This is a genomic window from Siculibacillus lacustris (assembly GCF_004328075.1).
GTDB lineage: Bacteria > Pseudomonadota > Alphaproteobacteria > Rhizobiales > Ancalomicrobiaceae > Siculibacillus > Siculibacillus lacustris.
In genome coordinates this window covers 160,118-183,780 of the sequence record NZ_SJFN01000002.1, presented here as the reverse complement: position 1 = coordinate 183,780, position 23,663 = coordinate 160,118, and the positions used below count along the sequence as shown (strand labels likewise).

The following is a 23,663-nucleotide window of genomic DNA, read 5'->3' as shown; positions in this document are numbered from 1 at the left end:
CCCGAAGTCCGTCGTCGCCGATGCGGCCCGGTGGCGCGCCTCCCCCGCCACCGGGCCGCCCCCTCCCGACCCGAGAGCTCCCATGCCCGTGCTCCTGATCACCCCGCCGGCCCTCGAGCCGGTGTTGCTCGCCGAGGCCAAGGCCCATCTGCGGATCGACTCCGGCGACGACGACGACTACCTCGCCGCGATGATCACCGCGGCGCGGATGCAGGTGGAGACGGCGATCCGCCGTGTCCTGATCGACCAGACCTGGCGAGTGTGGCGCGACGACTGGCCCGGCGACGGGCGCCTGACCTTGCCGGTGGCGCCGGTGCGCTCGATCGCCGAGATCGTCGTCTACGACGCCGACGGCCGCCCCGAGACCTTGCCGCCCGCCGCCTGGACCCTCGATGCGGCGAGCGTGCCCGCCCGCCTCGTCTTCACCACGCCGCCGCCGGCGCGCCTGCGCCGGATGAACGGCCTGGAGATCGATCTGGTCGCCGGCTACGGACCCTCCGGCATCGACGTGCCGCAGCCGCTGCGTCTGGCGATCATGATCCTGGTGGCGCGCTGGTACGAGAACCGCGAGGGCTACGCCTATGGCGTGGTGCCTTCGTCGATCGCCGACGCCTTCGAGGCGCTGGTCGCCCCGCATCGGATCCGGAGGCTGACGTGACCCTCGCGCCCGCCTCCATCGCCGCTCTGCGCAGCCGCCTCGTCCTCGAACGCGCCGCGACCGCCGCCGACGGCACCGTCGCCTGGACCGCCGCCGCGACCCTGTGGGCCGCCCTGTCGCCCACCTCCGACGGCGAGGCCGAGCGCGGCGCCGCGCTCGCCGGTCGCACCGGCTGGCGGATCGAATGCCGCTGGCGCGACGACCTGACCAGTGCCGACCGGCTGCGCCGCGGCACCCGCATCTTCCGCATCCTGGCGGTGCGCGATCTCGATCAACGCCGCCGCCGACTGGCGATCCTCGCCGAGGAGGAGACTCCGTGACCACCGCGGCCCATGCTCTCCTGACGGTGATCCTCGCCCGCCTGCGCGCCGACGCTGGCCTCGCCGCGCCGCCGCTCGCCGGCCGCGTCTTCGACGCCCCACCCCGCGACGCCGCCTTTCCCCATCTGGTGGTCGACGCGATCACCAGCCGCGACCGCTCCGGTCTCGACGCGCCACTGGACGAGCATCGTCTGACGCTGCGGATCCTGTCGCGGGCCGGCGGGCGCGGCGAAGCCTCCGGCCTCGCCGCCGCGGTCGAACGCGCACTGTTGGCGCCCGGCCTGAGCCTCGCCGGCCACCGGCTGGTCGGCCTCGCCCGCGAGGGCCTGGAGAGCCGGCTGCTCAAGGACCGCACCACCGCCGAGGTGCTGCTGCGCTTCGTCGCCCTCACCGAACCGCTCGCAACCGACCCCTGACCGGGAGCCCGCCATGGCCATCCAACGCGGCAAGGACCTCTTGCTGAAACTCGACGACACCGGTGCCGGCAGCTTCGTCACCGTCGCCGGCCTGCGCGCCCGCCGCCTCGCCTTCTCCTCCGACACCGTCGACGTCACCACCGCCGACAGCCCCGACCGCTGGCGCGAGCTCCTGGCCGGCGCCGGCGTGCGCCGCGCCCATGTCTCCGGCGCCGGCGTGTTCCGCGACGCGGCTTCCGACGCCAGCGTCCGCGGCACCTTCTTCGCCGGTGCCGCGCGCGACTGGCAGGTGGTGCTGCCCGACTTCGGCACCGTCCAAGGGCCGTTCCAGATCACCGCGCTCGAATTCGCCGGCGACCACGACGGCGAGATGACCTTCGAGCTGACCCTCGAATCGGCCGGCGCCCTGGTCTTCACCGCCCACTGATCCCGCCCTCTCATCGGAGGATCCTCCCATGGCCAATCGTCGTCGCGGCGAGGTCGAGGCGCTCGTCGACGGCCGTCCGGTCGTCCTGTGCCTGACCCTCGGCGCACTGTGCGAACTCGAAACGGCCTTCGGCGTCGACGATCTCGCGGCCCTCGCGGCGCGCTTCGCCTCGGGGCGGCTGTCGGCGCGCGACATCCTGCGGGTGCTCGCCTGCGGCCTGCGCGGCGGTGGCACGGCGATCTCCGACGCCGAGGTCGCGGCGCTGCCGATCGACGGCGGCCTGCTCGGCGCCGCCGCGGTGGTCGGCGAGCTCCTCGCCGCGACCTTCGGCCGCGATCCCCAACCGGCCGATCCGCCGATCGACCGAGGGGAGGGCGGGGCCGTCCCTCCGGCCGTCTCGGGGGGCCCGGCGCCTTCCCCTGGGACGATCTGATGCGCCTCGCCTTCACCCGCTGGGGCCTGGCGCCGGCCGCCTTCTGGGCCCTGACCCCGCGTGAAATCGCCGCGGCCCTCGGGCCGGCCCCGGGTACTGCGGCCACCGATCGTGGGGCTTTCGAGCGGCTGATGCGTCGTTTCCCCGATCCGCCGGCCTGACGACATGCGAATTCGCATGACCCAGCGTCAAAATGGCATTTCGTACCATACCAGGATCTGGTCAGGCCACCGGCGATCCCGTATAAGAGCCTCGTCGGCGATGTCCGCCGACAGGGGAGAGATCGGCGCCGATCAATCGCAGCCCTCCAGGGCGTGCCGCCGATCGAAACACACGAGGATCGCAATCATGACCCGGATCGTACAGACCCGCCGCGCCGCCCTGGCGACGGTCGGTGCCGCGCTCGTCGCCACCGCCTTCGCCGCCCCGGCCGTCGCGGCCGACGACGCCGCCGCCGTGGCCGCCGCCGTCGAAGCGCTGCGCGTCGCGATGGTCGCCGGCGACGGCAAGGCGCTCGCCGCGCTGGTGTTCGACCAACTCGTCTACGTCCATTCCGACGGCCACCTCGACACCAAGGAGTCGTTCCTGAAGAGCCTCGACGGGACCAATTCCTTCAAGTCCCTGGCGCTGTCCGACCAGATCGTCGACGTGGTCGGCGACAACGCGCTGGTCCGCCACACCTTCGATTCGGTCAACAACCTGCCCGAGGGCAAGACCAGCACCGCCCACATCCGCGTGCTGCAGGTGTGGAAGCTCGACAAGGGCGCCTGGAAGCTGCTCGCCCGTCAGTCGACGCCGCTCAAGGTCTGAGCGGTTCGCGGGACGGCGTCTCGCCGGAGTCCGGAGCGCGGTTCGATCGAGGTCGAGCCGCGCTCTTTCTGTGTCCCTGCACCATTCGGGTTCACTCGTCCGACCGGAGGTCCGCCATGGCCGACGCCGAGAGCGGCGACGTCACCGCCGCCACCGACACCACGCAGTCGCTCGCCGTCTCGCTCGGCAGCCTCGACGGTCTCTCCAAGAGCTTCGGTCGCTCGCTCACCGCCGCCTTCAAGGGCGCGGCGGTCCAGGGCAAGGCCCTCGACGTGGTGCTGCGCGGCATCGCCGAGCGGCTGTCGAGCAAGGCCCTCGACACGGCGCTGTCGCCGCTGACCAGCCTGATCGCCAGCGGGACCGGATCGCTGTTGAAGAGTCTCGGCTCGGCCCTCGGCTTCGCCCGCGGCGGCGTCTTCGCCGGCGGCGGCGTTGTGCCCTTCGCCAGTGGCGGCGTGGTCGCGACTCCGACCTATTTCCCGATGACCGGCGGGCGCACCGGGCTCCTCGGCGAGGCCGGCCCGGAGGCGATCCTACCGCTCGCTCGTGGCGCCGATGGACGCCTCGGCATCGCCACCCAGGGCAACGGCGCCGGCGCCAACGTCACCTTCAACGTCACCACGCCGGACGCGGCGAGCTTCCGCCGGGCCGAAGCACAGGTGACCGGGATGTTGGCCCGCGCCGTCGGACGGGGACGGCGCGGGCTCTGACACCGGACCCAACGAGGAGGGGCTCAGGTTCCGGTGTGCCTCTGCCGCAGCAGCTTCTCGTGGATCTCGTCCAGGTGCCGCAGCCGTTTCTTCTTGAGCGTTTCCAAATACTCGTCGGACGCAGGTTCCATCTCGCTCTCGATCCGGAGAACCTCTCGGTTGACCTCCGTGTAAGCGGCGACGGCGTTCGAGAAATGTAGATCCGCAGCGGCCAGGTCCCGAATTTGCTCGGCCTGGCCCGGGAACTCTTCGACAAGGTCATGTGAAGAAAGGCTCATCATTTGTCTCTTCCTCCGTGACCCGATCGTTACCCGGACCGTGGGTGATCGTCCTTGCGGAAGATCAAAGTGTGTGAGGTTCGTGACGATGACCGGAACCCCCGTTTTCGACGAGGTGATCTTCCCCCTCGACGTCGCCCTGCGCGCCGCCGGCGGACCGGAACGGCGCACCGAGATCGTCGCCCTCGGCTCCGGCCGCGAGGTCCGCAACGCGCGCTGGGCCGACAGCCGCCGGCGCTACGACGCCGGCTCGGGCCTGCGCTCGCTCGACGATCTCCACGCCGTTCTCGCCTTCTTCGAAGCCCGGCGCGGCCGTCTCCACGGCTTCCTCTACCGCGATCCGGTCGACCATCGCTCCGGCCCGCCGTCGCGCGCGCCGACGCCGCTCGACCAGCCGCTCGGCACCGGCGACGGCGTCACCACGGCCTTCGCGCTCGCCAAGCGCTACGGTGACGGCGCCCGCGCCTGGAGCCGGGCGATCGAGCGACCGCTCGCCGCCTCGGTGCGGGTCGCGGTCGCCGGCGTCGAGCGGCGCGCCGGCATCGATTTCGCGGTCGCGGCGATCGGCGGCCTGGTGACTTTCGCCGGTGCCGCGGTGCCGCCGGCCGGCGTGGCGATCACCGCCGGTTTCGAGTTCCTGGTGCCGGTGCGTTTCGACACCGACGAGATTCGCGTCGACCTCGCCGCCTTCCTGGCCGGCGAGATTCCGTCCATTCCGCTGGTGGAGATCCGCCCGTGAAGACCGTCGCGCCCGAGCTCGCCGCCACCCTCGCCGGCGGCGTCACCACGCTCGCCACCTGCTGGCGCCTGATCCTCGCCGACGGCCGCGTCCTCGGCTTCACCGATCACGACCGTCCGCTGGTTTTCGGAGGCGTCACCCACGAGGCGGCGACCGGCTTCACCGCGTCGGAAGCCGTGGCCCGCGCCGATCTGTCGGTCGGCGGCCTCGAGGTCGACGGCGCCCTGTCGTCGCCGACCCTCACCGCCACCGACATCGAGGCGGGCCTGTTCGACGCCGCCGCGGTCGAGATCGATCTCGTCGACTGGAGCGATCCGAGCCGGCGCCTGCGCCTGCGCCGCGGCAGCCTCGGCGAGATCACCCGTCTCGACGGCGCCTTCCGCGCCGAGATCCGCTCGCTCGCCCATCGCCTCGACGAGACCGGCGGCCGCCTGTTCCAGCACCGCTGCGACGCCGACCTCGGCGACGCCCGTTGCGGCGTCGCGCCGATCGCCCGCGCCGGCACCGTCACGCGCGTCATCGATCGCCGCCGCATCGCCGTCGCCGGGCTTGCCGGCGTGGCCGAAGGCGCCCTCGATCGCGGCCTGCTGCGCGTCGCCTCCGGCGCCTGTGCCGGTCTGGCGGTGGAGGTCAAGGTCCACCGGGTCGACGCGGGCGAGGTGACGCTGGAACTGTGGCAGACGCCGAGCGCGGCGCTCGCCGTCGGCGACGCCGTCACCGTGTCGGAGGGCTGCGACAAGCGCTTCGAGACCTGCCGCGACCGCTTTTCCAACGCCCGCGCCTTCCGCGGCTTTCCCCATATTCCCGGCAACGACTTCCTGGTGGCCTCGCCGGACGCCGGCATGATCACCGATGGCGGAGCGCTGGTGCCGTGACCGAGTCCCCGCGTCCTCTCGCTGCGCCCTTCGACCGCGCCCGCATCGTCGCCGCGGCGCGCCGCTGGATCGGCACGCCCTATGTCCATCAGGCTTCCCTCGAAGGCGTCGGCTGCGACTGCCTCGGCCTCGTCCGCGGCCTGTGGCGCGAATTCTACGGCGCCGAGCCCGAAGCGGTCGAAGCCTACGGCCCCGACTGGGCCGAGGCCTCGCGCGCCGAACGGCTGATCGACGCCGGCCGCCGCCATCTCGTGGCGGTACCGCTCGCCGCGATTCTGCCCGGCGACGTCCTGCTGTTCCGCTGGCGCCCCGACCTGCCGGCCAAACACGCCGGCATCCTCGGCGCCCCCGACCGCTTCGTCCACGCCTATGACGGTGCCGCGGTGGTCGAGAGCCCGCTCGGCCCCTGGTGGCGCCGCCGCCTCGCCGCCGCCTTCGCCTTCCCCGGCCTCGCGCCGGGGGACACCGGCGCCCCCGCTTCGGAGTGATCCACGATGGCCACCCTGCTTCTCGCCGCCGCCGGTAGCGCCCTCGGCGGCGCGCTCGGTGGCGTCGGTGCCGCGATCGGTCAGGCGCTGGGCGGCGTCGCCGGCGCGGTGATCGACCGCACGCTGATCCGCTCGACGATGTCGGTGACCGGCCCGCGGCTTTCCGATCTCGACGTCCAGAGCTCCACCGAGGGCGAACCGATTCCCCGCGTCTACGGCCGCGTCCGCATCGCCGGTCAGGTGATCTGGGCGACCCGCCACGAGGAGACCGTGGTGCGCTCGTCGTCGGGCGGCAAGGGCGGCGTCTCGACCCGCAGCTATCGCTACTACGCCAATTTCGCGGTCGGCCTGTGCGAGGGCCCGATCGCCCGGATCTCGCGGGTGTGGGCCGACGGCACCGCCCTCGATCTGACCGCGATCACCTGGCGCGTCTACCCCGGAACCGAGACCCAGGCGCCCGATCCGCTGATCCTCGCTCGCCAGGGCGGCGAAGTGCCGGCCTATCGCGGCCTCGCCTATGTGGTGTTCGAGCGCCTGCCGCTCGAGCCCTGGGGCAACCGCATTCCGCAACTGACCTTCGAGGTGATCCGCGTCGTCGACACGCTCGAAGCGCGGGTCCGCGCCGTCACCATGATCCCCGGCGGCACCGAGTTCGGCTATGCCACCACCCCGGTCACCCGCACCACCGGGATCGGCGCCGCGGCGAGCGAGAACCGCCACACCGTCGCCGCCGCCACCGATTTCCTCGCCTCTCTCGACGAACTCTGCGAGCTCTGTCCCAACCTGCGCCGCATCGCTCTGGTGGTGACCTGGTTCGGCGACGACCTGCGCGCCGGCCATTGTCGCCTGCGCCCCGGGGTCGACGCCGCCGACAAGACCACCGCGCCGCTCGTCTGGTCGGTGGCCGGTCTGACCCGCGCCGAGGCGCGGGAAGTGACGCAGATCGACGGCCGCGCCGCCTTCGGCGGCACCCCGGCAGACGCCAGTGTGATCGAGGCGATCCGCGAGATCCGCGGCCGCGGCCTCGAGGTCCTGCTCTATCCCTTCGTGTCGATGGATGTTCCGGCCGGCAACGGCCTCTCCGATCCCTGGGGCGGCGCCGAGCAGGCCGCCTTCCCCTGGCGCGGCCGCATCACCTGCGACCCGGCGCCGGGCCGGGTCGGCACCGTCGACCGCAGCGCCACTGCCACAGCCCAGATCGCCGCCTTCGTCGGCACCGCCCGGCCCGCCGACTTCGCGGTCGCCGACGGGGCGGTGGTCTATACCGGTCCGGCGGAGTGGTCGCTGCGCCGCATGATCCTCCACCACGCCCATCTGGCGCTCGCCGCCGGCGGCGTCGACGCCTTCCTGCTCGGCTCGGAATGGGTGGCGCTCAACGCCGTGCGCGACGCCGCCGGCGGTCACCCCCACGTCGCCGCCCTGGTGGCGCTCGCCGCCGACGTCCGCGCCGTGCTCGGACCTTCGACCCGCCTCACCTATGGCGCCGACTGGAGCGAATGGAACGGCCACCGTCCGGCCGACGGCTCGGGCGATCTGACCTTCCACCTCGATCCGCTGTGGGCGAGCCCGGCGGTCGACGTCGTCGGCATCGACTTCTACGCCCCGCTCGCCGACTGGCGGCCCGGCCCCCATCTCGACCGGGCGATCGCCGATCTGCCGACCGATCTCGCCTATCTGCGCGCCGGCGTGACCGGCGGCGAGGACTGGGACTGGTACTATGCGAGCGACGCCGCCCGCCGCGCCCAAGTTCGCACGCCGATCGCCGACGGCGCCACGGCCAAGCCCTGGGTGTGGCGCGCCAAGGACCTGCGCAGCTGGTGGGAGAACCGCCATTTCGACCGGGTCGGCGGCGTCGAACGCCCCACGCCCACCGCCTGGGTGCCCGGCGCCAAGCCGATCTGGCTGACCGAACTCGGCTGCCCGGCGGTCGATCTCGGCGCCGATCAGCCCAACGTCTTCCCCGATCCGCGCTCTTCGGAGGGCGGCGTGCCGTGGTTCTCGATCGGGAGCCGCGACGATCTGCAGCAGCGCCGCACCCTCGAGGCGGTGATCGACGCCTGGGACCCGGCCCGCGACCCCGCCGCCAATCCGCTCTCACCGGTCTACGGCGGGCCGATGGTCGATCTCGACGGCATTCATCTGTGGACCTGGGACGCGCGGCCCTTCCCGGCCTTTCCGACCGCCCTCGACGTGTGGTCGGACGGGGCATCCTGGGCCACCGGCCATTGGCTCAACGGTCGCCTCGGCGGTTGCTCGCTCGAGGCGGCGATCGGCGCGATCCTCGCCGATCACGGCTTTGCCGACGTCGCCTTTCGGGCCGTGGCCGGCCATCTCGACGGTGTCTACATCGATCGCCGGATGTCGGCGCGCGAGGCGCTGGAGCCGCTGCTCGCCGCCTTCGGCATCGACGCCGTCGACTCCGGCACGGCGATCCGCTTCGCCGGTCGGGCCCGCCGCCCGGTCATGACCCTGACCGTCGACGATCTCGTCGACACCGGTGCGACCCATCTCGTCGAACTGCGCCGCGGGCAGGAATCCGAACTGCCGCACGAGGTCGCGGTGACCTTCTCCGATGCGCTGCTCGACCATCGCCGCACCACCGTCACCTCGCGCCGCCTCGCCGGCGCGGCCCATCGCACCTCCGACGCCGATCTGGCGGTGGTCGCGCCGATCGAGGCGATGGTCGGGGTCGCCGACGCCTGGCTCGCCGACCTGTGGGCGAGCCGCACCGTCGGCCGCTTCGCCCTCGACCCGACCCGCATCGCGCTGGAGCCCGGAGACGTCGTCGATCTCGTCGTCGCCGACCGCACCGAGCGGCTGCTGATCGAGAGCCTGACCGACGGCGCCCACCGCGCCGTCGAGGCCCGCAGCCTCGATCCCGAGCTCTACGGCCCGGTCCGCGCGGTGACCCGCCGGCGCGGCGGCGAGTTGCCGATCGCCCGCGCCGACCCGGTCGTCCATGTCCTCGACATCCCCCATGCCGACGCCGATGCGAATGCCCACCGACCCTATCTCGCCGCCTTCGCCGCACCCTGGCCGGGGTCCCTCGCGGTGTGGCGCCGGCTCGCCGACGGCGGCTACGACCTCGTCGCCGCCCTCGACCGTCCGGCGACCCTGGGCGAGACCGTGACCGATCTCGCCCCCGGCCCGACCGCCCTGTGGGATCGCGCCACGATCCTCGACGTCCGCCTCGCCGGCGGCACGCTGGCGTCGTCCGGCCGCGCCGCCGTCCTCGACGGCGCCGGCCGCGCCGCTGTGCGCTCACCCAATGGCGCCTGGGAGATCCTGCAATACGCCGCCGCCGAGCTGATCGGCCCGGCGACCTGGCGCCTCGGCGATCTGCTGCGTCGTCAGGGCGGCTCGGACGACGCCTGGGACGGGATCGCGTCGATCCCCGCCGGGGCCGCCTTCGTGGTCCTCGACGCGGCGCTCGCCCTGCTGCCGACCCGCCCCGACGACGTCGGCCGCGAGATCACGCTCCGCATCGGCGCCGCCGATCGCGACTACACCGCGTCCGGCACCATCGAGCTCCGGGTCACGCCGCAGGCCCGCGGGCTGAAGCCGTGGAGCCCGGCCCATCTCGGGGTGACCGGAGCGGCGACCGGCGGCGATCTGGTGTTCGCCTGGGTGCGCCGCAGCCGCGCCGCCGCCGCCGATTCCTGGGTCCTCGAGGAAGTGCCCGAGGTCGATCCGCCGGAAGCCTACCGGCTGGAGATCGCCCGCGCCGGAACCGTCCTGCGCCGCGTCGACGTCGCCACACCGACCTGGACCTGGACCCGCGCCGATCGCGACGCCGCGCTCGGTGCCGATCTCGCCGACGTCGTGGTCAGCGTCGCCCAGTGCGCCGCGAGCCTCGGCCCCGGCATTCCCGCCCGCCGCGCCCTGCGCCTCTGAGCGGCCTCCCGCCTCGCTTGCCCGCCACCCCGCGCCGGCCTCGCCGGTCGCCGCCGGAGTTCGATGCCATGTCGACCACCCCGCGTCTCGGCCTGCCCGTCATCGAAGCGGCCCAGGCCCAGAAACACGTCACCCACAACGAGACACTGCGCCGCCTCGACGCCCTGGTCCAGCCGGTGGTCGCCGGGCGCGGCTCCGGCACGCCGCCCGCCGCCCCCGACGACGGCGCCGCCTGGATCGTCGGGTCGTCGCCGACCGGCGCCTGGGCCGGCCGCGTCGGCGCCGTCGCGGTCTGGGACGGCGGCGCCTGGGACTTCCTCGTGCCGGCCCTCGGCTGGCAGCTGTGGGTCGCCGACGAACACCGCGCGGTGGTGTGGACCGGCACCACCTGGGTGCCGACCCACGAGTTGGTCGCGACCTTCGGCAACCTCGCCGGCGTCGGCATCGGCACCACCCCCGATGCGGTCAACCGCCTGCACGTGCGCGCCCCCGCCGCCCTGTTCGAGGCCGAGCCGACGGCGAGCGGCGGCAGCGGCGATCTGCGCTTCGTCCTCTCCAAGGACGCCGCCGCCCGCACCGCCTCGCTGCTGTTCCAGGACGCCTTTTCCGGTCGCGCCGAGATCGGGCTCGCCGGCGACGACGATCTCCACGTCAAGGTGTCGAGCGACGGATCGGTCTGGCGGAGCGCGCTGACCATCGACCGGGCGACCGGCAAATGCGCCTTCGGCCGCGGCACCCCGACCGACTGGTTGACCGTCGACAATCCCGCCGGCAACACCGCCTACGCGCAGACGGCCCGTTTCAACGTCTGGAACAACGCCGACGGGTCGCAGGCGACCCGCGTGGTCTTCGCCCAGCAGGCCTACAACACCTTCCTCGTCGAGGTCGCCGATCAGGCCAATGTCAAGGGCAACTGGATGTTCCAGCCCTATGGCGGCGCCGTCGGCCTGCGCTCCTGGCGCACCGCGGCGACGCCGATCGCGTTGGGCGGCACCACCGCCCCCGATGTCGACAACAGCCTGACCCTCGGCACCGCCGCCCTGCGCTGGGCGACCATCTACGCTGCCAACGGCACCATCAACACCTCGGACGCCCGCGACAAGATCATCGTCGGCGGTCTCGGTGCGATCGCCGGAAATCTGATCGACGCCGTCGATCCGATCCTGTTCCGCTGGCGGATCGGCGGCATCGACGTGGTCGAGACCGGTGAAGCGCCGATCGGTCGCAACGACGACGGCTCGCCGATCCTCGCTCCGACCCATCGCGACGTACCGCGTCCGGGCGTCCGCCTGCATGCCGGCTTCCGCGCCCAGGACCTCAAGGCGGCGATGGACGCCCTCGACGTCGAGTTCGGCGCCTGGGGCCTCGACGACAAGGCCGATCCGCAGAGCCGCCAGTGGCTGCGGCCGGATCAGCTGATCCCGGTGCTGTGGGCCGAGCTCCGCGCGCTGCGGGCGCGGGTGCGGGCGCTGGAAGCCGCCGCCGCGGCGGATCGCCCGCGCGACGCCAGACCGAGTTGACGCGCCGGGCGGTCGATGCCGCCCCGACGTCGCCGCCCCTGCCGCCCGAGGCGACGCCGATCCCCGAAATCGGGTGGGAAGATCCCGCGGGCCGCGCACGCGAGCCCCCCTGTCCGGAGGACATCAGCATGACGGAAGATCGTTTCGGGTCGACGTCGCCGACCCGCGAGACGCCGGCGGTCGAGGCCACGACGCTCACCACCCTCGCGCTTTCCGACACCGTCGACCTGCCGGTCTGCGCCAAGGCGCTGCGTGTCTGGAACGGCACCGGCGGCAAGATCACGCTCCTGGTGACGCCGATCAAGAACGCCGACGACGGCCTCGCCGGCGCCGTTCCCCTCTCCGTGCCGGCCGGCGTCGTCGGCTACGAGGCGATCGCCGTGCGCCGCATCTGGTCGACCGGCTCGACCGGCCTCGCCGCCGGTCTCGCCGCCGGCACGGTCGAAGTCATCCTGTTGACGGAGTGAGCCCATGACCTACGGAAATTTCGCCGGCGGTTCGCCGCGCCGGCCGATCGTCACCGGTCTCGGCTCGATCGTCGATACGCTCGCCCGCAACCTCAATTCCGTGGTGCTGGCGGTCAATGGCGATTCGACCTCGGCCGAGGTCGTCTCCCCGGGCTACGGCTTCCTGTTCTCGTCGCTGTTCACCCAACTCGCGCCGCTGGTGCCGCGGGCGCGGATCCAGTCGCGGCTGTGGTCCGACGCCACCCAGACCCATGCCCCGTGGGCCGTCGCCCAGGCCGGCGCGAGCGGCGAGCGCGGGATCTCGATGGGCACCACCAACGGCCGATATTGGACGGCGACGGAAGTCGGCAGTCCGGCCGGCGACTTCCTGCTCGAGGTCAAGGTCGCGCTCAACGAATGGAGCGACGCCGCCCTCAATCGCTGGTTCCTCTCGCAATGGAACCTCCCCACCGCGTCCGGCCGGCGCCTCCGCTTCGGCAAGACGACCGCCAACGCCATCATGTTCGAGTATTCGTTGGACGGCATCGCCTCGCAGTACTTCCCGGCGACGGCCGGGGCCTGGACGGTGCCCGCGAATGGCGCCCCGACCCGATTCCGGCTCGCCTATCAGGTCAACAACGGGGCCGGTCAGCGCGTTCTGACCATGTCGCAGTCGCTCGACGACGGCGCCACCTGGGCGCAGATCGCCACCACGACGACCGCCGGGGCATCCGCACCCTATGCCTCGACGATGAACGTCGAGGTCGGTTCGTCGTTCGGGGCCGCGGCGGCCGCCGGATCCGGCGGCATGAACGGCACGATCTTCGAGGCGATCTGGCTCGACGGCCTCGCCTCCGGCGCCGACCTTCTGCCGAAGCCGCTCGAGACCGCACGGCCCTATTTCGGCACCGACGGTTGCGCGGTCGTCGGCTCGCCGACCCTCTACCTCTACAACGCCTCCGCCGCCCAGAAGAACATCGCCTATCACGCCGACGCGACGCGCTTCCCCAAGACCGTGCCCAAGGCGTGGCCGCTCGTCCACGTCCTCAACGACGGCCACAACGAGGGCGCCCTGGTCGGCCCTTCGTGGACCGCCCAGCTCGCGGCTTGGGCGACGGCGGCGAAAGCCCGCAACCCCGACGCCGACCTCGTCGCGCTGACCCAGAACCCCCAGGCGCCGACGTCGCCGGATGGCTACTACCCGGTCCGCCATCTCGCCCGACAAGCCCAGCTGCCGATGTGGTGTGCCCGCAACGGGGTGCGCTGCATCGACACCGCCCGCGACTTCTGGGGCGCCGACGGCGCCGTCGTGGCGTCGCTGATCCAGGCCGATTCCGTCCATCCGACGCTCGCCGGCGACAAGCTGCGCGCCACGGCGATCCTGCGCGAGATGGCCGGGACCTGAACCGAACGGCGCCCTTCGGCGCCCGCTGCCACCGGTCGGGGCTCGCGCCCGCCGGCGGCTCACGCACGCGTCCGTCCGCGCGTCGCGGACCCGCGCTTTCCTCCAAGAGGTGCCAAGATGAAGGGTTATCGTACCATCGCTCTCAACACCGTCGCCGCCGTCCTCGGTGCCCTGATGTCGACCGACTGGGGCGCCGTCGCCGATCCGAAGACCGCCGGTCTGGTGGTCGGCGGCCTCGGCCTCGCCAACACCGTGCTGCGCTTCTTCACCGACGGTCCGGTCGGCGGCGCCCGCACCGGCGCGTGACCGCGTGCGCGACGCCGGCCCCCCGGCGTCGCGCCGTCGTTCATGGTGCATTCAGCGGCCGCTCCGCAGGATGGACCCCATGAAGCGTCTCCTCGCCGTCCTCGCCCTGATCGTCTCGTCTCTGCCCGTCGCGGCCGAGGAGCCTCTGCTTCCGCCCGGCAACGGCGGTCGCAGCCTGACCCCGCCCGCCGAGATCGTCTGCCTCGGCACCGCCGCCGCGCAAGGGGCGATCCGCGACGGCCGCGCCCGCCGCTTCGCCGAGGTCGGACGCGATCTCGACGGCGACCTGCTGCGCGCCGATCTCTGTCGCTCCGACGACACGCTGCTCTACCGGGTCACCGTCCTCGACCACGGCGGCCGGGTGCGCCGTCTGCAGATCGATGCCACCTCGGGACGGATGATGTACGATGGCCGCTGACCGCCCGCGAAGGGCGGTCAGCGCTGTCGATTCGCGAGGTGTGACGTGCGTCTGCTGGTGGTCGAGGACGATCGGAACCTGAATCGGCAAATCGTCGATGCGCTGGTCGAAGCGGGTTACGTCGTCGACAGCGCCGTCGACGGCACCGAGGGTCATTTCCTCGGCGACACCGAGCCCTATGACGCGGTGGTGCTCGACATCGGCCTGCCCGGCATGGACGGCATCACCGTGTTGGAGACCTGGCGTCGCGCCGGTCGCCGCATGCCGGTGCTGATCCTCACCGCCCGCGACCGCTGGTCCGACAAGGTCGCCGGCATCGACGCCGGCGCCGACGACTACGTCGCCAAGCCCTTCCACATGGAAGAGGTGCTGGCCCGAATCCGCGCCCTGGTGCGCCGCGCCGCCGGCCGCGCCTCCAACGAGATGGTGGTCGGCCCGGTCGTCCTCGACACCCGCGCCGGCCGCGTCACCGTGTCCGGGGCGACGGTCAAACTGACCTCCCACGAATATCGTCTGCTCGCCTATCTGATGCTCCACCAGGGGCGGGTGGTGTCGCGCACCGAGCTCGTGGAACATCTCTACGATCAGGACTTCGATCGCGATTCCAACACGATCGAGGTCTTCGTCGGGCGCCTGCGCAAGAAGCTCGGGGTCGACCTGATCCAGACGGTGCGGGGGCTCGGCTACAGCGTGGGCGCCACCGCCGATGCCGGGTAGTTCCCTCGCTCGTCGATTGTTCGTGCTGATCGCGCTGTGGAGCGCCCTGTCGCTGGCTTCCGCCGGCTTCGTGCTGATCACCGCCTATCGCTCGTCGGTGGAGGCCGCCTTCGACGAGCGGCTGGCGGTCCACCTGAAGACCCTGATCGGCGCGCTCGCCGCCCAGGCCGACGGCGCCGGCACCTTCCGCCAGCCCGAGAACCCCGGCGAGGCGCGGTTCGAACTGCCGCTGTCGGGCTGGTACTGGGTGGTCCGTCGCGTCTCCGACGACGGCATCGCCGCAATCTCGCGCTCGCTGGTCGGCGAAGTCCTGCGCCTGCCCGGCGACCTCGGCGCCACCGCCGGTCGCGACCACATCCTGCGCGCCTATTCCGAAGGGCCGGATCGCCAACATCTGCGCATCCTCGAGCGGATCGTCGATTTCGACGGCCGCGAGCGCTTCCGCATCGCCGTGGCCGGCAACGCCGGCGATCTGGAAGCCGACATTTCGCGCTTCTCCTGGCGCACCGCCTTCCTGCTCGGGCTGGTCGGCCTCGGTCTGGTGGTCGCCACCCTGGTCCTGGTGCGTATCGCATTGGCGCCGCTCGAACGCATGCGGCGGGCCCTGTGGCGCATCCGCTCCGGCCGTTCCGAGCGCCTGGAGGGCCGCTTCGCCGCCGAGATCGACCCGCTCGCCCAGGAGCTCAACGCCCTGATCGAGGCCAATCGCGAGGCCACCGAACGCGCCCGCACCCATGTCGGCAACCTCGCCCATGCGCTGAAGACGCCCCTGTCGGTGATCGTCAACGAGGCCCGCGCCTCCGATCAGCCGATGGCGCTCCGGGTCGTCGAACAGGCCGAACTGATCCAGAGCCACCTCGCCCATCACCTCGACCGCGCCCGCATGGTCGCCCAGCGGCGCACCATCGGCGTGGTCACCGAGGTCGAGCCGGTGGTCGAGCGGCTGATCCGCGCCATGCGCCGGATCCACGAGGACAAGAACCCCGAGATCACCCTGGCGCTCGATTCCGGCCTGCGCTTCCGCGGCGAGCGCGAGGACCTCGAGGAGGCGCTCGGCAATCTCCTCGACAATGCCTGCAAGTGGTGTGCGACCCGCGTCGCCGTGTCGGTGCGGGCGCTGCCGCCCGACGGGGCCGACGATCGCCGCCATCTCCTCGCCCGGGTCGACGACGACGGCCCCGGCCTCGATCCCGATCAGCGCGCCGCGGTGCTGGCCCGCGGCCATCGCCTCGACGAGAAGGTCCCGGGCTCGGGGCTCGGCCTGTCGATCGTCGCGGAGCTCGCCGCGCTCTACGGCGGTAGCCTGGTGCTCGCGGCCGCGCCCGAGGGCGGTCTGCGTTGCGATCTGCGCCTACCCGCCCTGTGATCGCGCTTCCCCGATCTCTGCTGGGAGTCTCGGCCCAATTCGGCCATGATGGCATGGCCAAGAGGTCGGGGTCCGGTGGCGATTCCGCCGCCCGCTTCTTCGACCCGTCCGATCGTCGCTTCTCGCCCGCCGCCCGGTGGGCGCAGGATCGGACCGCCATTGCGGGAAGTCCTCCATGCCGCTCCGCCGTCCGTTCCTGATCCTCGTCCTTTCGGCTTCGGTCGCCGGCTGTACCGCCACCTCCGACCCGAAGCCCACGCTCGGATCGGTCGCCGGCTCGCTGACCGGCGGCCTGATCGGCACCAAGGGCGGCAAGGCCGCCCATCGCCCGACGTCCCCGGAAGCCGCGGCTCTCGCCGACGCCTGGGCGGGAACCGAACTCGGCCGCCGCCTCGACGAACGCGATCGCCAGATCGCCGCGGAGGCCGAATTCGACGCGCTGGAGACCGGCGCCGCCGGTGCCGCGCGCGATTGGCAGAACCCGGCGACCGGCCGCCGCGGCACGGTCACGCCCGGCGCGCCCTACTCGGTCAATCAGTACACCTGCCGCGATTACGTCGACGTGGTGACCATCGAGGATCGGCCCGAGGCTCACCGTGCCACCGCCTGCCGCCAGCCCGACGGCAGCTGGCGCCCGCTCGGCTGAGCATCCCGCGACGATCCCTCGTCGTCACTCATCAATTCTTAAAATATCCGAACCATCTTGTAGGTGACGGCGGAAGTGCCGGGGCGTCGTCGAACCGGTCGGGTTCGTCGCTTCCGGTGACGTCGTCGGGTCGACGCGCGCTCGCGATGGAGCGCGCGGGCGATCGGTTCTGTTTCGAACGGGGGTCGCCGATGCCCGAACCCGGGCTGCTCACGTCCAAGGTCCGCGCCTACATGGAGTCGCTCACTCCGATGGCGCGCGCCATGCTGGTGCGCTCGCTGCGCGCTTCGGCGTCGCATGGCGACATTCCCAACGAGGTCATCCTGGCCGCCATCGAGGGCCTGGAGATCGCCGGCGAACCGACGACCCCGGTGCGGCGGCCCGCTTCCGCGCCCGCGCCGACCGTCGGCGAACCCTGGTCGCAGCGCCTGGAATCGGCGTTCTTCGCGCCGCTGGCGCCGTTCCTGGTCGACGATTCGGTCACGCCGCATCTCACCGGTCGCATCGCCCGCGCCCATCTGCCGGTGATCTGGAACTGGATCCGCCGCGACGCGGCCGCCGAGGACGTCGATCGGGCGCTCGCCGCCGACCCCTACGACGCCGCCGCCGACGCCACTCCGGTCGCCCGCAAGCTGCGCCGCGACGCAATGGTCCAGGTGGTCGGCTTCCTGCGCGACGCCGGCACCGAATCGCGCGCCCGCCAGAAACTGATCGGCCAACTCGGTGGCGAGGCGATCTATCGCGATCTCGTCGACGTCGCCTATGTGCTCCAGAACGAAGCGGCCTTCGCCAATCTGTTCGCGCAGCTGCCCTCCAACATCACCACCTTCGACGTGGCCGAGCCCTCGCGTCTCGCCGATGTGATCCGCGCCTCGATCGAACAGGTGCAGATGACGCTGGAGTGGATTACCGCCGCGGTGCTGACCCGCACCGCCAATCCGGTGGTGGTCGCCCATCTCGCCTGCCGTCTGGTCGGCTCGAGCGATCCGCGCCTCGTCGCCGGCAGCCGTTACGCCTGCCTGATCGAAGGTCTGCTCGCCCTGATCGAGCGCCACGCCGCCTGCGCCAAAAGCCGCGGCACCGATCCGCAGTCGCGCACTCGCTTCTTCTCGGATCTGCGCAGCTATCACGACATCAGCCGCTCCTTCGGCCATGTCTTCGTCATCGAGGACGTGCCGACCTGGTTCCGTCGCCTCGGCGCCGCCCGCGTCGTGATGTCGGAAGCCGTGTCGCAGCGCATCGAAGTGGCGCCGGGCCTCGTCCGCCGGGCGCTGCGCGTCGAAGCCTCGGGCGGCCAATACGGTTCGCGCTTCGACCCGGAAGCGGTCGAGGACGCCGAATTCGCGGTGCGCCTGTCGATCGAAGCCCGCCTCGCCGCCGAGACCCTCGCCGTCAACGAGGTGGTCGGGCGCATCCGCAAGCAGATCGAGACGACGCTGGAGCACATCTCCGGCAAGCTCCTGGCCGATCTCAAGGCCTCGCCGTCGCTCGACCGACGCGCCCTGGTCGACGCCAGCGACGCGGCGATTCGCCTCGCGGCGATCGTCTTCGGCGAGGATTATGCCGCGGTGCTGCGCAAGAGCCGCGACAACGCCCTGCAGAAGCCGGCCAAGGCCGCCGGCTGATCTCGCCGCTCCCCGCGGTCGCTTGATCCCGGTCAATACCCCGTGTGGCGCCCGACGATACGGTCGTGCACCATTGCTCCTCGGTCGCGCTCCGCGTATCTGACCGTTCGGGAGCGCGTCCCGCGTCGATCGACGACGGGCGCCGGTCGATGCCGAGACGACGAGGAGCGGGTGTCCACACGATGCTGATCTGGGCCCTGTTCGCCGCGATGACCGCGCTCGCCGCGCTGATCGTCCTCGTACCGCTCGCCCGTCGCGGGCGCGCCGGCGTCGGTGCCGCGACCGAGAGCGGCGACGCCTCGGTCTATCGCGACCAACTCGCCGAGCTCGATCGCGATCTCGCCGAGGGCCGGGTCGGCGACGGCGAGGGCGAAGCCGCGCGCGCCGAGATCGCCCGCCGCCTGCTGCGCGCCGCCCGCCGCTCCGACATGCTCGGCGATCCCGCCTCCGCCGCCGCTCGGCTGCGCCGCCGCGCCGTCGCAGCGATCGCCGTGATCGTCCTGCCGCTGGTCGCGGTCGGCGGCTATCTGGCGCTCGGCCGTCCCGACGTGCCCGATCGGCCGCTCGCGTCCCGACTCGCCGCCCGCCCCGAGGGCCAGTCGATCGACGAACTGGTCGCCCGCGTCGAGGCCCATCTCGCCGCCGAGCCGAACGACGCTCGCGGCTGGGACGTGCTCGGGCCGATCTACATGCGGCTGAACCGCCCGGCCGATGCCGCGGAAGCCTTCCGCACCGCCATTCGCCTCGCCGGCGCCACCGAGCTCCGCCAGAACGGCCTCGGCGAGGCGCTGACCGCCGCGGCGGACGGCGACGTCGGGCCCGAGGCCAAGGCCGCTTTCGAGGCCTCGCTGACCGTCGCCCCGGCCGGCGTGCTGCCGCGCATGTATCTGGCGCTCGAGCGCGCCCAGGCCGGCCGCCTCGACGAATCCGCCGAGCTCTGGCGCCGCCTGATCGCCGCCGGCACCGAGGCCGACGCCTGGCTGCCGGTGGCCCGCGCCGAACTCGCCAAGGTCGAGGCCGCGGCCCGCGAAGCGGCCGCCCCCGGCGCCGCCCCGCCGTCGCCCGCGCCCACCCCGGCCGAGGTCGAAGCGGCGTCGCGGATGACCGCGGCCGAGCGCGCGGGCATGATCGAGGCGATGGTCGCCCGGCTCGACGAGCGCCTGAAGCGCGACGGCGGCGGCATCGACGACTGGGAACGATTGATCCGTTCGCAACGCACGCTCGGACAACGCGACGCCGCCGCGGCGACGCTGGTCCGGGCCCGCGCCGCGCTGGCCGCCGATCCGGCGGCGCAGACGCGGCTCGACGCCCTCGCCGCCGGCGACGGGGAGGGGAAGGCACCATGACCCGCAAGCAGAAGCGACTGACCCTGATCGGCCTCGCCGGTCTCGTCCTGGTGGCGGCGGTCGGCCTGGTGCTGATGGCGCTCGGCGACAAGATCACCTTCTTCACCTCGCCCAGCGACCTCGCCGACGGCCACCTGCGCCCGGGCACCCGCCTGCGCCTCGGCGGGCTGGTCGAGCCGGGCTCGGTCGAGCGCGACACCGGCACCACCGTGCGTTTCCGCGTCACCGACGGTGCCAAATCGGTCGCGGTGTCCTATACCGGGATCCTGCCGGACCTGTTCCGCGAGGGTCAGGGCACGGTGGCGGAGGGCACGCTCGCCGCCGACGGCAGCTTCCGCGCCGACACGGTGCTGGCCAAACACGACGAGAAATACATGCCCAAGGAGGTCGCCGACGCACTCAAGGCGAGCGGCCACTGGCAGGAGGATGCCGCCAAGGCGACGCCGAAGCGGTGACGGGCGGGGGGCGCCCGCCGCCGATGGCGGGTGACCCTGTGAGTTTCGCGGAGCCGCGGGCGCTTCCTTCTCCCCTCGTGGGAGAAGGTGCCCGAAGGGCGGATGAGGGGGAGAGCGGTTCCCCGCGATGCGGCGTCGGTGGTGAGGTCGAGACCACTCATCCGGCGCTGACGCGTCCCCTTCTCCCGCAAGGGGAGAAGGGAACCGGGCTTCGCCCGCAACGGGATCGCGCGCCGTTCGGGGCCGGGCGCAACGCAAGAATCGGATCTTCGGATCCGCAGACGAACCGCCGATCGGCGGAACGAGGGGAGGGGAGCCGGAATGATCGTCGAACTCGGACATTATGCCCTGGTCCTGGCTCTCGCCCTCGCCCTGGTGCAGGCGGTGGTGCCGATCTGGGGGGCCCGGATCGGCGACGCCGCGCTGATGGCCACCGCCGGCCCGACCGCCGCCGGCCAGTTCCTGTTCGTCGCGCTGTCCTTTGCGGCGCTGACCTGGGCCCACGTGGTCTCCGACTTCTCGGTCGCCAACGTCTTCGAGAACTCCCATTCGCTGAAGCCGATGATCTACAAGATCTCCGGCGTGTGGGGGAACCACGAGGGCTCGATGCTGCTGTGGGTGACCATCCTGGCGCTGTTCGGGGCCCTGGTCGCCGTGTTCGGCCGCAATCTGCCGCCGATCCTCAAGGCCGACGTGCTCGGCGTCCAGGCCTGGGTCGCCGCCGCCTTCTACCTGTTCGTGCTGGTCACATCGAACCCCTTCGCCCGGCTCGTCTCGCCGCCGCTCGAGGGTCGCGACCTCAATCCGGTCCTCCAGGATCCGGGCCTGGCGATCCATCCGCCGCTGCTCTACCTCGGTTATGTCGGCTTCTCGATCGCCTTCTCCTTCGCGGTCGCCGCGCTGATCGAAGGCCGCATCGATGCCGCCTGGGCGCGCTGGGTCCGGCCGTGGACGCTCGCCGCCTGGGTGTTCCTGACGCTCGGCATCGCCATGGGCTCCTACTGGGCCTATTACGAGCTCGGCTGGGGCGGCTGGTGGTTCTGGGATCCGGTCGAGAACGCGTCCCTGATGCCCTGGCTCGCCGGCACCGCGCTGCTCCATTCGGCGATCGTCATGGAAAAGCGCGACGCGCTGAAGATCTGGACCATCCTGTTGGCGGTCCTGGCCTTCTCCCTGTCGCTGCTCGGCACCTTCCTGGTGCGCTCCGGCGTCCTGACCTCGGTCCACGCCTTCGCCTCCGATCCGACCCGCGGCGTGTTCATTCTGGCCATCCTGGTGGCCTTCATCGGCGGCTCGCTGACCCTGTTCGCGATCCGCGCCCCCGGCCTGACCAAGGGCGGATTGTTCGCGCCGATCAGCCGCGAGGGCGCCCTGGTCTTCAACAATCTGTTCCTGACTTCGGCCTGCGCCGCGGTGTTCTTCGGCACGCTCTATCCGCTGATGCTGGAGGCGGCGACCGGCGCCAAGATCTCGGTCGGCGCGCCGTTCTTCGACGCGACCTTCGGGCCCCTGATGGTGCCTCTGCTGATCGCCGTGCCGATCGGCCCGTTCCTCGCCTGGAAACGCGGCGACCTGCTCGCCGTCGCCCAGCGCCTCGCTGCGGTGCTGGCGCTGGCCATGGCCGGCTTCGCGGTCACCTGGTGGGCGACCCGCGGTGGCCCGGTGCTGGCGCCGCTCGGGGTCGGACTGGCGCTGTGGCTGGTGCTCGGGGCGCTGGCCGAGGTCGCCTTCCGCGTCCACCTGTTCTCCGAGGCGCCGCGCAATGCGCTTCGCCGCGCCGTCGGCCTGCCGCGCTCGGCCTGGGGCACGATGTTCGCCCATCTCGGCCTCGGCCTGACGCTGCTCGGCATCGTCGCCGAGAGCAATTGGCGGATCGAATCGATCCTCGTCATGAAGCCCGGCGACACCGTGCAGGTCGGCCGCTTCTCGCTCGCCTTCGACGGCGTGGTGATGCGCCGCGGTCCCAATTTCGACGAGGCGGTCGCCGGCTTCGCGGTGCGCGACGGCGGCGGCCGGCCGTTCCGCATGGAGCCGTCCAAGCGCACCTTCCGCGCCCGGCCGATGCCCACGACCGAGACGGCGATCGCCACCTACGACGGCTTCTCCCAACTCTACCTGTCGCTGGGCGACACCCAGGCCGACGGCGGCGTCGCCATGCGCATCTATTGGAAGCCGCTGGTGCTGCTGATCTGGCTCGGCTGCGTCGCCATGGCGCTCGGCGGATGCATCTCGCTGACCGACCGCCGCCTGCGCATCGGCGCGCCGCGTCCGCACCGGGTTGCCGCCGAACCGCCGGCCGGCGATCCGCAACCGGCCGAATGAGGAGGCGACCCATGCGTTTGCCCGCCGTCGCCGCCCTGGCGCTGCTCCTCCTCTCCGCCCTGCCGGCCGGGGCGGTGAAGCCCGACGAGATGCTCGCCGATCCGCGCCTCGAGTCGCGCGCCCGCGCCCTGTCGGAAGAACTGCGCTGCCTCGTCTGCCAGAACCAGTCGATCGACGACAGCGACGCCGATCTCGCTCGCGACCTGCGCCTGCTGGTGCGCGAGCGCATCGCCGCCGGCGACAGCGACCGCGGCGTCCTCGACTATCTGGTCGCCCGCTACGGCGAGTTCGTGCTGCTGCGCCCGCGCTTCAATCTCCAGACCGCGCTCCTGTGGCTGACGCCCTTCGCGGTGCTGGCGCTCGGCGGTCTGGCGATCGCCCGGGGCGTGCGCCGCCGCGCCGCCGCCGCACCGGCCGCGCCGCTCGACGACGACGAGCGCGCCCGCCTCGCCGCGCTGCTCGCCGAGGATCGTTGAAAGCGGCTCGCATTACCGATGTGAAATCGCAGCTACCGTCTTATGTGCGTAACGCTGCAAGGAGTACAACCTATGATTGATATCGTGCAAGTACTGATCGAAGCGTTGAACGCCATCCGCTCGCGCGATTGGCAAATGCCATCGCAGCGCATCCGGGTTTTTCTGGCCGTGGCCAAGGCGCCGGGTTGCAGCTTGGACAACATCGTGGTGGCTTTGGGAAACTCGGGGGAAGACCTCTCCTTGGCCTCGGTCTCTCGGCAGATCTCGTCACTGGCGAGCAAGCCCGGTGCGGGACGCAAGACGATGGAAACGCCCCTGATCGAGCAAGTCCTCGACCTCAATGGGGGGCCGCTCCAGCACTACCTCACCGCACAGGGAAGGATGATTGCACGAGAGATGATCAAGGCAATTGCCGGAGACGATGCGGCCTTGGCCTGGAAGGTCCCAACCGGGCGCGAGTCACGGCGTTGACGATGGTGCGATCATCTCAGGGGGTTAGTTTCATGTCTATCGAAGGTTACCGATCTTTAATCCCCATGCAAGCGGGCCGTAAGGCGACGGCGGCGA

General features: G+C 72.0%; 27 protein-coding genes. 26 read left to right on the top strand and 1 reads right to left on the bottom strand.

Annotated elements, in window-relative coordinates; genetic code table 11:
* Positions 1 to 82 precede the first annotated feature (82 nt).
* The 8 genes from EYW49_RS02205 (at position 83) to EYW49_RS02170 (ending at position 3,774) form a co-directional block, all read left to right on the top strand.
* Complete coding sequence (locus EYW49_RS02205) at positions 83 to 658, top strand: head-tail connector protein (RefSeq protein WP_131305511.1); 576 nt, start codon at positions 83 to 85, stop codon at positions 656 to 658.
* Complete coding sequence (locus EYW49_RS23350) at positions 655 to 978, top strand: phage head closure protein (RefSeq protein WP_228259407.1); 324 nt, start codon at positions 655 to 657, stop codon at positions 976 to 978. Before EYW49_RS02205 ends, EYW49_RS23350 begins: the two co-directional genes overlap by 4 nt.
* Entirely contained in the window at positions 975 to 1,394 is a 420-nt protein-coding gene (locus EYW49_RS02195; RefSeq protein WP_228259404.1) for a DUF3168 domain-containing protein, read from the top strand. The genes EYW49_RS23350 and EYW49_RS02195 overlap by 4 nt, the downstream gene beginning before the upstream one ends.
* A gap of 13 nt (positions 1,395 to 1,407) precedes the next feature.
* Complete coding sequence (locus EYW49_RS02190) at positions 1,408 to 1,821, top strand: phage major tail protein, TP901-1 family (RefSeq protein WP_131305507.1); 414 nt, start codon at positions 1,408 to 1,410, stop codon at positions 1,819 to 1,821.
* A gap of 28 nt (positions 1,822 to 1,849) precedes the next feature.
* Positions 1,850 to 2,254 carry a gene transfer agent family protein gene (locus tag EYW49_RS02185; RefSeq protein WP_131305505.1) on the top strand — a complete coding sequence of 135 codons (405 nt, stop codon included), beginning with the start codon at positions 1,850 to 1,852 and terminating at the stop codon, positions 2,252 to 2,254.
* A complete protein-coding gene (locus EYW49_RS02180) occupies positions 2,254 to 2,415 on the top strand; it encodes a phage tail assembly chaperone (protein ID WP_131305503.1) in 162 nt (53 codons plus the stop codon). The genes EYW49_RS02185 and EYW49_RS02180 overlap by 1 nt, the downstream gene beginning before the upstream one ends.
* Before the next feature lie 187 nt (positions 2,416 to 2,602).
* A complete protein-coding gene (locus tag EYW49_RS02175) occupies positions 2,603 to 3,064 on the top strand; it encodes a nuclear transport factor 2 family protein (protein ID WP_131305501.1) in 462 nt (153 codons plus the stop codon).
* A gap of 116 nt (positions 3,065 to 3,180) precedes the next feature.
* Complete coding sequence (locus EYW49_RS02170; RefSeq protein ID WP_131305499.1) at positions 3,181 to 3,774, top strand: phage tail tape measure protein; 594 nt, start codon at positions 3,181 to 3,183, stop codon at positions 3,772 to 3,774.
* Between the two features lie 23 nt (positions 3,775 to 3,797).
* Here the strand turns inward: EYW49_RS02170 and EYW49_RS02165 are convergent, their stop codons facing one another.
* On the bottom strand, positions 3,798 to 4,055 hold the full coding sequence (locus EYW49_RS02165) for a YdcH family protein (RefSeq protein WP_206365357.1): 258 nt from the start codon (positions 4,053 to 4,055) through the stop codon (positions 3,798 to 3,800).
* Positions 4,056 to 4,140: 85 nt separating this feature from the next.
* Here EYW49_RS02165 and EYW49_RS02160 point away from each other — a divergent pair, with 85 nt between their 5' ends.
* The 18 genes from EYW49_RS02160 to EYW49_RS02075 all read left to right on the top strand — a co-directional run bounded on the left by EYW49_RS02160 (position 4,141) and on the right by EYW49_RS02075 (position 23,567).
* Complete coding sequence (locus tag EYW49_RS02160; RefSeq protein ID WP_131305497.1) at positions 4,141 to 4,791, top strand: DUF2460 domain-containing protein; 651 nt, start codon at positions 4,141 to 4,143, stop codon at positions 4,789 to 4,791.
* Positions 4,788 to 5,666 carry a DUF2163 domain-containing protein gene (locus EYW49_RS02155; protein ID WP_131305495.1) on the top strand — a complete coding sequence of 293 codons (879 nt, stop codon included), beginning with the start codon at positions 4,788 to 4,790 and terminating at the stop codon, positions 5,664 to 5,666. The genes EYW49_RS02160 and EYW49_RS02155 overlap by 4 nt, the downstream gene beginning before the upstream one ends.
* Positions 5,663 to 6,154: an NlpC/P60 family protein gene (locus EYW49_RS02150; protein WP_131305493.1), complete on the top strand. Its 492-nt coding sequence runs from the start codon at positions 5,663 to 5,665 to the stop codon at positions 6,152 to 6,154. Before EYW49_RS02155 ends, EYW49_RS02150 begins: the two co-directional genes overlap by 4 nt.
* 6 nt (positions 6,155 to 6,160) lie before the next feature.
* Positions 6,161 to 10,048 (top strand): baseplate multidomain protein megatron, encoded by a 3,888-nt coding sequence (locus tag EYW49_RS02145; protein WP_131305491.1) that lies wholly within the window; start codon positions 6,161 to 6,163, stop codon positions 10,046 to 10,048.
* Between the two features lie 68 nt (positions 10,049 to 10,116).
* On the top strand, positions 10,117 to 11,568 hold the full coding sequence (locus EYW49_RS02140) for a DUF2793 domain-containing protein (protein WP_131305489.1): 1,452 nt from the start codon (positions 10,117 to 10,119) through the stop codon (positions 11,566 to 11,568).
* 128 nt (positions 11,569 to 11,696) lie between these two features.
* On the top strand, positions 11,697 to 12,035 hold the full coding sequence (locus EYW49_RS02135) for a hypothetical protein (RefSeq protein WP_131305486.1): 339 nt from the start codon (positions 11,697 to 11,699) through the stop codon (positions 12,033 to 12,035).
* A 4-nt stretch (positions 12,036 to 12,039) separates the two neighbouring features.
* Complete coding sequence (locus tag EYW49_RS02130; RefSeq protein ID WP_131305484.1) at positions 12,040 to 13,419, top strand: hypothetical protein; 1,380 nt, start codon at positions 12,040 to 12,042, stop codon at positions 13,417 to 13,419.
* A gap of 117 nt (positions 13,420 to 13,536) precedes the next feature.
* A complete protein-coding gene (locus EYW49_RS02125) occupies positions 13,537 to 13,725 on the top strand; it encodes a hypothetical protein (RefSeq protein ID WP_131305482.1) in 189 nt (62 codons plus the stop codon).
* Positions 13,726 to 13,804: 79 nt separating this feature from the next.
* Complete coding sequence (locus tag EYW49_RS02120) at positions 13,805 to 14,143, top strand: PepSY domain-containing protein (RefSeq protein ID WP_131305481.1); 339 nt, start codon at positions 13,805 to 13,807, stop codon at positions 14,141 to 14,143.
* 45 nt (positions 14,144 to 14,188) lie between these two features.
* The gene (locus EYW49_RS02115; protein ID WP_131305478.1) at positions 14,189 to 14,860 is read left to right on the top strand and encodes a response regulator transcription factor; all 672 of its coding nucleotides are present in this window, start codon (positions 14,189 to 14,191) and stop codon (positions 14,858 to 14,860) included.
* A complete protein-coding gene (locus EYW49_RS02110) occupies positions 14,850 to 16,226 on the top strand; it encodes a sensor histidine kinase (protein ID WP_131305476.1) in 1,377 nt (458 codons plus the stop codon). Before EYW49_RS02115 ends, EYW49_RS02110 begins: the two co-directional genes overlap by 11 nt.
* Before the next feature lie 175 nt (positions 16,227 to 16,401).
* Positions 16,402 to 16,872, top strand: a complete 471-nt coding sequence (locus tag EYW49_RS02105) for an RT0821/Lpp0805 family surface protein (RefSeq protein ID WP_131305475.1) — start codon at positions 16,402 to 16,404, stop codon at positions 16,870 to 16,872.
* A 191-nt stretch (positions 16,873 to 17,063) separates the two neighbouring features.
* Positions 17,064 to 18,497, top strand: a complete 1,434-nt coding sequence (locus EYW49_RS02100; protein ID WP_131305473.1) for a hypothetical protein — start codon at positions 17,064 to 17,066, stop codon at positions 18,495 to 18,497.
* A 182-nt stretch (positions 18,498 to 18,679) separates the two neighbouring features.
* Positions 18,680 to 19,843, top strand: coding sequence for a c-type cytochrome biogenesis protein CcmI (gene ccmI, locus EYW49_RS02095; RefSeq protein ID WP_131305471.1), 1,164 nt, complete (start codon positions 18,680 to 18,682; stop codon positions 19,841 to 19,843).
* Positions 19,840 to 20,298, top strand: coding sequence for a cytochrome c maturation protein CcmE (gene ccmE, locus EYW49_RS02090; RefSeq protein ID WP_131305468.1), 459 nt, complete (start codon positions 19,840 to 19,842; stop codon positions 20,296 to 20,298). The genes ccmI and ccmE overlap by 4 nt, the downstream gene beginning before the upstream one ends.
* A 321-nt stretch (positions 20,299 to 20,619) precedes the next feature.
* Positions 20,620 to 22,620 (top strand): heme lyase CcmF/NrfE family subunit, encoded by a 2,001-nt coding sequence (locus EYW49_RS02085; protein ID WP_131305466.1) that lies wholly within the window; start codon positions 20,620 to 20,622, stop codon positions 22,618 to 22,620.
* An 11-nt stretch (positions 22,621 to 22,631) separates the two neighbouring features.
* Positions 22,632 to 23,096, top strand: coding sequence for a cytochrome c-type biogenesis protein (locus EYW49_RS02080; RefSeq protein WP_228259402.1), 465 nt, complete (start codon positions 22,632 to 22,634; stop codon positions 23,094 to 23,096).
* A 72-nt stretch (positions 23,097 to 23,168) separates the two neighbouring features.
* Positions 23,169 to 23,567: a hypothetical protein gene (locus tag EYW49_RS02075; protein ID WP_131305462.1), complete on the top strand. Its 399-nt coding sequence runs from the start codon at positions 23,169 to 23,171 to the stop codon at positions 23,565 to 23,567.
* Positions 23,568 to 23,663 lie beyond the last annotated feature (96 nt).